This is a genomic window from Protofrankia sp. Cas8 (assembly GCF_963555845.1).
Taxonomy (GTDB): Bacteria; Actinomycetota; Actinomycetes; order Frankiales; family Frankiaceae; genus Protofrankia.
This window is the reverse complement of sequence record NZ_CAUVXI010000219.1, coordinates 1-9082: the sequence shown is the minus strand read 5'-3', so window position 1 is coordinate 9082 and position 9082 is coordinate 1. Positions and strand designations below refer to the sequence as shown.

The window sequence follows — 9082 nt, the reverse complement described above, 5'->3', positions numbered from 1 at the left end:
GGTCAAGAGCCTGCTCCCCCACCAGGCCGCCGTGACCCCCGACGGGCATATAATCATGGCCGCCGGCGAACCCTTCGGTAGCGCTCATAACACGGCTAGGAACGCTCTTCGCTCGACTCGCGGATTGCAACATCAAATCCGGAACGGCATCCCTCTCGGCTTCGCCGACCAGGAGGAGTTCCGCCGGTTCTCCGATTCGCTCCATGAAGGTTTACAACAGGCTGGATACCCGAAAGCACAAGGTATCATGCAAGGAAGCTCGGTAACCGGCATCAGCTTCAGAGATCGGATACCATTTGACTTGGGTAGACGAAGCGACTTCGACGTCGCCATAGCCGACCCGTCGCTACTCGAACGGGCACGTGACCTAGGTATGAGTCTTCGCGGTCGAGGGACTCGAACCGGCCCTCTCGACCGCGCGGAAGAGGAATATCTGCGGGCGTTAAAACTGTTTGATCTACGACATGGGATGTCCGAACTCGCCGGAAGGAACGTAAACTTTATGATTTATAAAAATGTTGCGACAGCTCAGAACAAGGCACCTTCGATCGTGCTGCCGAAATCATGACCACCCACTACCTCTACGGAACACAGCGATCCGACATCGAAAATCTCGCCGCCGAATTCGCCGACGCCCTCAAGATTGAGCCAGAAGCGCGCGAGAGCAGCTATATAGGTTTCTACTACGAATTCTATTCGGATCACATCCGAGGCAGCCTCAAGCCAAACAAATATGCCGATTTTGAGGATGAGGAGGATGACGATGGGTACCATCGGCCCGACAGAAAGGATATTTCTTTACTATTTCAAGTGGCCATCGATATGGAAACAGAAGAATTCGATAGAATCGTTCACAACATTACAGGAATAGCACTTTTGAAGAAAAACATCAGCAAATGATGACTAATTTTGTGTAGATCTCCTTCCATTGTTTTTCCAAAATGATGAACGAGATACTCCTCTACGGCTCCCCTCGGACGGATATCGACAAGCTGGCCGAGGAGCTCGGCGACGCGCTGGGAACGAAACCACAGGCCCGCAGCAGTAGCTACTTGGGCGAGTACTACTCCCTTGATGGAACCGGATTCGAGGCTCGACTCGATCAAAATATGGATGACCCGGAAGAGAATGAGGAAGATAAGCGGTACCAAGAGCCAGGCCACAAGAATATGATCTTGATATTCGAAGTACTGATCACACTTGGAGATCCAGAACTGATCAAAAATTCGATCGAAAATATTGTCGGCATGAATTTTCTGCGGAGCTACTGAATACACGGATTTTGACGGTTTGCGGGGGCGAGATGGTTCGAACATGTAACAGATAGCGGCGGCTATGTTCCGGCGGCTTCCATGCCCCGTAGTTCCTTCTTCAGCTCGGAGATCTCGTCGCGCAGGCGAGCGGCCAGCTCAAACTGCAGCTCTTTGGCAGCCTCGTGCATCTGGTCGTCGAGCTGGCGGATGAGCGCAGCCAGGTCGGCTCGAGGCATCCCCGCCAACTGCGCCGCGTGCCGCCCGACCGCGCCATCCCGACCGCTCTTCCCCGACGCGCCCTTCGAGGACATGCCGGGAACCGAGGCCTTCCCACGGGACTGTGCGCGACCACCACCGCCGATCATCTCACCGTCTGCGCTCTCCCGCACAAGGTCATCGAGGATGTCGATGACCTTCTTGCGCAACGGTTGCGGGTCGACACCACGCTCGGTGTTGTAGGCGATCTGCTTCACGCGCCGGCGGTTCGTCTCGTCGATGGCCCTGCGCATCGACGGGGTCACCTTGTCGGCGTACATGTGCACCTGACCGGAGACGTTCCGGGCCGCCCGGCCGATGGTCTGGATCAACGATTTGTCCGACCGCAGGAAGCCCTCCTTGTCCGCATCCAGGATGGCGACCAGTGAGACCTCGGGTAGATCCAGACCCTCCCGCAGCAGGTTGATGCCGACGAGCACGTCGAACTCGCCCCGGCGTAGCTCCGTGAGCAGCTCGATGCGACGCAGGGTGTCGACCTCACTGTGCAGGTAGCGGACACGGATACCGAGTTCGAGGAGATAGTCGGTGAGATCCTCGGACATCTTCTTGGTCAACGTCGTGACCAGCACCCGTTCGTCACGTTCGGCACGCGTCCGGATCTCGCCGACAAGGTCGTCGATCTGACCCTGGGTCGGCTTCAGGACGACCTCCGGATCGAGCAGGCCGGTCGGACGGATGATCTGCTCGACCACCCCGTCGGAACGGGCCATCTCGTATGGCCCCGGTGTCGCCGAGAGATACACCGTCTGGCCGATGCGTGCGCAGAACTCCTCCCAACGCAACGGCCGGTTGTCCATGGCGCTGGGCAGCCGGAAGCCGTGCTCGACCAGGTTGCGTTTGCGGGACATGTCGCCTTCGAACATCCCGCCGATCTGTGGGACCGTGACGTGCGACTCGTCGATGACCAGCAGAAAGTCGTCCGGGAAGTAGTCGAGCAACGTGTACGGCGCCGTGCCGGCGGGACGCCCGTCAATATGCCGGGAGTAGTTCTCGATACCCGAACAGAAACCGACCTGGCGCATCATTTCTATGTCATAGGTGGTGCGCATCCGCAGCCGCTGGGCCTCCAACAGCTTTCCCTGGCGTTCCATCTCGGCGAGCCGCTCGGTCAGCTCCGTCTCAATGCCCGCTATCGCCCGCTCCATCCGTTCCGGGCCGGCGACATAGTGGGTGGCGGGGAAGACGAACACATCGGTCGCGTCGCGAACGATCTCTCCGGTCACCGGATGCAGATAGGTCAGCCGTTCGATCTCGTCCCCGAACATCTCGATCCGGACTGCGAGCTCCTCGTAGGCGGGAAACACCTCGACGGTATCGCCGCGGACGCGGAACGTTCCACGGGTGAAGGCCAGGTCGTTGCGGGTGTACTGGACGTCGACGAACCGGCGCAACAACCTGTCGCGTTCGATCTCCTCCCCGACCCGCAGCCGGACCATGCGTTCGATGTACTCCTGCGGGGTGCCCAGACCGTAGATGCAGCTCACGCTCGCCACGACCACCACGTCCCTGCGCGTGAGCAGGCTCATCGTGGCCGAATGGCGCAGCCGCTCGACCTCCTCGTTGATCGACGAGTCCTTCTCGATGTAGGTGTCGGTCTGGGCGATATAGGCCTCTGGCTGGTAGTAGTCGTAGTACGACACGAAGTACTCGACGGCATTGTCCGGCAGCAACTCCCGGAACTCGTTGGCCAGCTGCGCGGCGAGGGTCTTGTTGGGCGCCATCACCAGTGTCGGGCGCTGCAGCTCCTCAACGAGCCACGCGGTGGTCGCCGACTTGCCGGTACCGGTCGCGCCGAGCAGGACGATGTCGGTGTCACCGGCACGGACGCGGCGGGCAAGCTCCGCGATCGCGGCCGGCTGGTCGCCGGCCGGCTCGAAGTCCGACACGACCCGCAACGGCGCAGTCGAACGCTCGATGTCCTTACCGGGGCGATCGGCGGTGGGGCTCACGTGTCCTACAACACCACAGAGGTCCGACAGTTTCCGTCCGGCCTACGCGATGGACGCGGAAAGACGCTTCCACACCTCAGCCACCTGGTCATGAAGATCTTCCGGGCTGCCGCTGTTGTCCACGAGGATGTCGGCCACCGCGCGGCGGGCGGAGTCCGACGCCTGGTTGGCCATCCGCGCCAGCGCCTGCTCCCGCGCAAGCCCCCGATCGGCCAGGCGGGCAAGGCGGACCTCGCGTGGCGCCACCACGACGACGATCACGTCGTAGCCGCCGGACAGGCCGGCCTCGACGAGCAACGGCACGTCGTACACGACCACCGCGTCGGCCGGAGCATTGGCCATGCGACGGGTCGCCTCCGCGCCGACCAGCGGATGTGTGATCGCCTCAAGGCGGCGGCGGGCGGCGGGGTCCGCGAACACGACAGCCCCGAGCGCCTCCCGATCGAGGCTGCCGTCGGCGCACAGCATCTGCGGCCCGAACTCGTCCACGACGGCCCGCAGCCCCGGTGTACCGACGGCGACGACTTCCCGGGCGATCGCGTCCGCATCGATGACGACGGCACCGTGATCAGTCAACAGCCGCGCCACCGCGCTCTTGCCCGCGCCGATCCCACCGGTCAGCCCCACCCGCAGCATGGGCCGAGTCTCCCGCATGACCGGCCTCGTCGGATAGAGGGCCCAGACAGTGCGATCCAGACAGTGCGGCCCAGGCATATCAGTGAAAAACAATGTAGTCACAACAACGGTAGACATATAAGGTAATATCCGTCATGGTCTGTGGTGGGTCCGTGACGCTGCGGCCAGCGGTTCGGTGACGCCGCGGCCGACGAGACCGGGATCCGACGTTCGCATTCGTCCTCCGGGGGTTGTCTGTCATGGCTGGGTACCATCGCTGCACGCCGTGCGCCGTACCGCCGCACATGCTCGAACGCATCGCGCGCAACGGCACCGACGACCAGCGCTCCTGGGCGCTTTCCACGCTGGCCCGCGACACCTCGGTGCGTTCCGTGCGCGTACACAACGCCCTGCTGCGGGGCGGGTCCAAAGGCACGCAGGTGCCCCGGCTGGCGCCGACTGGAACAGCCGACCGGGTGATCGGTGACGCCGCCGGCACCGAGACCCTGCCGGGACGGGCGGTACGCACCGAAGGAGACACTGCCAGCGACGACGCCGCCGTCAACGAGGCATACGACGGTCTCGGCTCGACGTTCACGTTCTTCCAGACCGTCTACGACCGTGACTCCATCGACGACGAGGGAGTCGCGCTGCACGCGACGGTCCACTACGGCGACCACTACGACAACGCCTTCTGGGATGGTCGGCAGCTGGTGTTCGGCGACGGTGACGGCGAGATGTTCAAGGGCTTCACCACCTCGCTGGACATCATCGGACACGAGCTGACACACGGCGTGACCGAGGATGAGGCGCAGCTGATGTACTTCAACCAGCCCGGCGCCCTCAACGAGTCTGTCAGCGACGTTTTCGGCTCACTCGTCAAGCAGTACGCGCTGGGCCAGACCGTCGAGGAGGCCGACTGGCTGATCGGTGCGGATCTGCTCGCACCCGGTGTGGCCGGGGTCGCGCTGCGGTCCATGAAGGAACCTGGAACGGCGTTCGACGATCCGGTACTCGGGGCCGACGACCAGCCCGGCCATATGGACCACTACCTGCGCACCACGACCGACAACGGCGGTGTACACATCAACTCCGGCATCCCCAACCATGCCTTCTACCTCGCCGCGGCGGCCATCGGCGGCAAGGCGTGGGAGAAGGCGGGGCTCATCTGGTACGACACGCTACGGGCGCCGCAGCTGCGGCCGAACTCCACGTTCCGGGCCTTCGCCTCGCTCACCATCCGACAGGCCCGGGCGCTCTTCGGTGACGACGAGGTGGCGGCCGTCACGCAGGCATGGCGCGCCGTGGGCGTCATCATGTAGATCCGGCTGGAGCTCCGGCTGGAGCTCCGGCTGTGGAACCGCGTTCCAGATCTCGCGACGCCGGAAGCTGCGAACCCGTGTCGCCGACACGATCATAGGCGACAATAACAGGATGGTTGATGAACACGTGCGGATCGTCCTGGAGCGATCAGGAGGTTTCGTCGGACAGGCGATCAGGCGTGGCCTGGACACCGCCGAGCTCCCAGCCGACGAAGCCGCACAGCTGCGTGGCCTCGCCGCTGATGTGGAGGCTACCGCAAACCGTCCAGACCGCGCCTCCACCCCGGCGGCCCGCCCCGACCGTTTCACCTACACCCTGGAGGTTGACCGGGCTGGACACCGACTCGTGCGGCGCTTCAGCGAGCCGGTTCCAGAGGAGCTGCGCACGTTGCTTGCCCTGCTGTCCAAAGCACCGCGGTTGCCCGCCCACCGGTAGGAGCGCGACCAGTCCCGACAACGGCGATCGGTGGCTGGCCAGTGGCTACGATGATCATATCGTGGCGCGTCTGTGGGCGCCCGCGTGAGCGTGCTGCGCACCCGCGACAATCGGCACGGTTGGAAGGGATCGGGTGAAGGCCAGACCGACGAGAGCCACGGCTGCGGCGGTGAGCATGGCTGCTCGCAGTCCGGCGAGCTGCGCGTCGGCGTAGCGCTCGACAAGGGCCTGCGCCTGCGCCGGCGGTATCGCGGTGCTCGCCAACGCGGCCCGCACCTGCTCGGTGGACACGAAGCCGACCCCGGCCTCAAGCTGCACCCCGACCTGCGCTCGGACGGGCTCGGAGATCCGCGGGTCGTTCTCGACGCGATTCTGGAGCGCCACGGAAAGGGCGCTGATCACGATTGCTCCCATCAGCGCGGTTCCGAGTGCCGAACCGAGGTTCTGGGCGGTGTACTGAAAGCCCCCGACCTGGCTACGGTCCGATTCGCCGACCGAGGACTGCACGACGTTGCCGAGCTGTGATGCCAGTAGTCCCAGCCCGACACCCAGCACCGCCATGGCCACCGCGAACCTCAGGTCGTCGATCCGCGGGTCGACCGCGGCCACCAGGAAGAGGGATGCACCCATCAGCACCAGCAGGCCCAGTCGCACCACCAGACGTGGGCCGACCACCCGACCGAGCACCGGACCGCTGATCGAGGTTGCCAGCATTGTGACCGAGACGGGCAGCAGCCGCAGCCCCGTCTCAAAGGCATTGAATCCCTGAACGACCTGAAGATAGAGCGGAATCGTGAAGAAAAGCCCGAGCAGAATCACGTTCTGGATGCCGAGTACCGCCAGCCCGGATCGCAGCGGTTGAACCGTCAGCAGCGCAAACCGCACCAGCGGATCGCAACCGGATCGCTCCCGGTGAGCCTCCCAGGAGCGCAACGCCATCAGCACCGCGAAGCCGGCCGCCACCACAAACGGGGTGAGGGAGAATCCGAACGGCGCCACCGGTGAATTCTTCGGCCGCAGCCATCCCCATGAACTGCTCTGCAGGATCCCGATGACGACCAGTGAAAGCCCCAGCGCTGACAGGAACGCACCGAAGACGTCGAAACCGCCGCCGGCCGCGACGGCTGGGTCACGCGAAACGGCTATGTCACGAGAAACGGTTGGGTCACGCGAAACGGCTGGGTCCCGAATCCACCGGACCATGCTGAGAATCAGCATGACCAGGACGACCTCGCCGGCGAACACGACGCGCCACGTCCACTCCGTGGTCACCCAACCGCCAAGCAGCGGACCCACGGCAATACCGGCACCGGCCAGCCCACCGATCACCGCATAGGCGACCGCCCGTTCGCGGCCGGCGTAGTTGCCACTGACAAGTGCGGCCAGTGCCGGCAGCACCAATGCGGCGCCCAGTCCCTCGACAACCGACCAGCCCACGGTCAGAATGACAAGTGTGGGTGCCAGTGTGGTGATCAGCGATCCGATCCCGTAGATGACGAGGCCGACGGTGAACGTACGTCGCCGACCCCACAGATCACCAATCTTTCCACCGGTAATCATAAAGGCGGCCATCACCAGCGAGTAGGCAGTGATAACCGCCTGGATCGCGGTCACGCTCGTGTCGAAATCCTCGACGAGCCGAGTGATCGAAACGTTCATCACCGCGGCGTCCAGCACCATGAGAAACTGTGCCGCACCGAGGACGACCAGCGCCTTCCACCTGCCCAACGCGCCTCCCCACGGCGGTCACCACCACGGTGGTGCGGAAATTATCCAGCCAGGAACGATCAAAAACCCGCAACGCCGCCGGACGCCGCCGAATACCGGGATCAGGCGAGAACCCTGGCCTTCATCTGCTCGAACTCCGCGTCGGAGATCGCACCGCGGTCCCGCAGTTCGGCAAGCCTGGACAACTCCTCGGATGGACTCGCCGTTCCCGCGGTCGTGCGTACGTAGTCGCGGAAGTCCTCCTCCTGACGTGCCGACCGCCGGGCAGCCCGTTCATGCATGCTGTCGCCCCGAAAAATCAGATACACCAGGATGCCGAACAAGGGCAACAGGATGACGAAGATGATCCAGGCCGCCTTTCCCCAACCGGACAGATCGTGGCTCAGCAAAACGTCGGATATAACGGCGAACAACAGGTAGAACCACAGCAGGAACAGGAAGAACCACAGCATCGTCCAGAAGACGCTGAGCAGCGGGTACTGATAATGGGTCTGCACGACTACCCCCTCGGTCGTCCGCACGCCCTTCTGGTTCCCCGACCCACACGGCCGGTAGAAGGTTCGCGAGTCACGACATCGCTCACCCCTGCACTACCCACCGGCCGACCTCCTTACCGCCGCCGAGCGGTAACGCCCGGTCGGTCACCCTCGCGAGGTGAATTCCAGGCGCCCGGGGCCAGATCGCCGGCAAGGAGGGGAAGACCCGACCGGCATCGAACAGGCCGTCCACCTTGAGATCAACTACCCTGATGCGTCACGCCTGAACCGCGCACGGATGGCAGCCGGGACAGGCACTGGTGGACTGCCCATCCCGGTCATGGGACACTTCGCGCCGTGCTTTCCGCAGCCGCACCCCGCGGTGCGGACAACCCGCCCGCGGCCGCCTCCCTGATACGGGTCCCGCCGCTGACCGCCGCCATGCAGCCCATGCCGCCCATGCCGCCCATGCAGCAGCCGCCTCCGGCGACACAGCCACCCCAGGCCGCCCATGCATCGCAAACCGACGGTGCATCGGATCCTGCTCCTGCCCTGCGGCGTCCGGTGTCCGAACGTCCCGATGACTTCCCCCCGGACCAGCTTCGTGACCTGCATGCCCGCCTCGCCGCCGGCGACGCCGACGCGCTCGCGCAGGTGCACGCGCGCTACGCCCGCTACCTCGCCGCCGCGGCCGCCCAGATCACCGCGGACCGCGAAGCCGCGGCCGAGGTCGTCCAGGACGTCCTGGTACACCTGTGGGAGCACCCGTTGCGGTTTGATCCTGACCGCGGCGGCCTGCGCGCCTACCTGGTCGTCATGGCCCGGCGTCGGGCGGTGGACTGGGTCCGGCGGGAAAGCGCGCGCAGGCCGTCCGAGACCGTCGCCCGGGAACTGGCCGCAACGCCCGACGGCCCGGCCGCCGACACGGTGGTGCTGACCGAGGTCACCGCGGCGATCGTGCGTCGTGGTGTGGCGGATCTCCCGTCGCTGCTGCGCGAAGCGGTGGAACTCGCCTTTTTCGACGGTT

General features: G+C 64.4%; 9 protein-coding genes and 1 pseudogene. 6 read left to right on the top strand and 4 right to left on the bottom strand.

Annotated features, from left to right (window positions below; all coding sequences use genetic code 11):
- The 3 genes and pseudogenes from U9977_RS22890 to U9977_RS22880 form a co-directional block, all read left to right on the top strand.
- Nucleotides 1-568, top strand: a pseudogene (locus U9977_RS22890) (hypothetical protein); the annotation flags it as partial.
- Complete coding sequence (locus U9977_RS22885; protein ID WP_322751347.1) at nucleotides 565-900, top strand: hypothetical protein; 336 nt, start codon at nucleotides 565-567, stop codon at nucleotides 898-900. The pseudogene U9977_RS22890 and the gene U9977_RS22885, both read left to right, overlap by 4 nt.
- A 44-nt stretch (nucleotides 901-944) precedes the next feature.
- Nucleotides 945-1271 (top strand): hypothetical protein, encoded by a 327-nt coding sequence (locus U9977_RS22880; RefSeq protein WP_322751346.1) that lies wholly within the window; start codon nucleotides 945-947, stop codon nucleotides 1269-1271.
- Nucleotides 1272-1333: 62 nt separating this feature from the next.
- Here U9977_RS22880 and uvrB read toward each other — a convergent pair whose 3' ends face one another.
- A complete protein-coding gene (gene uvrB, locus U9977_RS22875) occupies nucleotides 1334-3478 on the bottom strand; it encodes an excinuclease ABC subunit UvrB (RefSeq protein ID WP_322751345.1) in 2145 nt (714 codons plus the stop codon).
- A 42-nt stretch (nucleotides 3479-3520) separates the two neighbouring features.
- Nucleotides 3521-4132, bottom strand: a complete 612-nt coding sequence (gene coaE / locus U9977_RS22870; protein ID WP_322751344.1) for a dephospho-CoA kinase — start codon at nucleotides 4130-4132, stop codon at nucleotides 3521-3523.
- A gap of 221 nt (nucleotides 4133-4353) precedes the next feature.
- On the opposite strand from coaE, the gene U9977_RS22865 reads away from it, so the two are divergent.
- The gene (locus U9977_RS22865) at nucleotides 4354-5415 is read left to right on the top strand and encodes a M4 family metallopeptidase (protein WP_322751343.1); all 1062 of its coding nucleotides are present in this window, start codon (nucleotides 4354-4356) and stop codon (nucleotides 5413-5415) included.
- Between the two features lie 112 nt (nucleotides 5416-5527).
- The gene (locus U9977_RS22860; protein WP_322751342.1) at nucleotides 5528-5851 is read left to right on the top strand and encodes a protealysin inhibitor emfourin; all 324 of its coding nucleotides are present in this window, start codon (nucleotides 5528-5530) and stop codon (nucleotides 5849-5851) included.
- A 54-nt stretch (nucleotides 5852-5905) separates the two neighbouring features.
- Here the strand turns inward: U9977_RS22860 and U9977_RS22855 are convergent, their stop codons facing one another.
- Nucleotides 5906-7579, bottom strand: coding sequence for an MFS transporter (locus tag U9977_RS22855; protein ID WP_322751341.1), 1674 nt, complete (start codon nucleotides 7577-7579; stop codon nucleotides 5906-5908).
- 101 nt (nucleotides 7580-7680) lie between these two features.
- Nucleotides 7681-8100, bottom strand: coding sequence for an SHOCT domain-containing protein (locus U9977_RS22850; protein ID WP_322751340.1), 420 nt, complete (start codon nucleotides 8098-8100; stop codon nucleotides 7681-7683).
- A 519-nt stretch (nucleotides 8101-8619) separates the two neighbouring features.
- Here U9977_RS22850 and U9977_RS22845 point away from each other — a divergent pair.
- Nucleotides 8620-9082, top strand: a 463-nt coding sequence (locus U9977_RS22845; protein ID WP_322751339.1) for an RNA polymerase sigma factor, incomplete at its 3' end; no start/stop codon positions are given.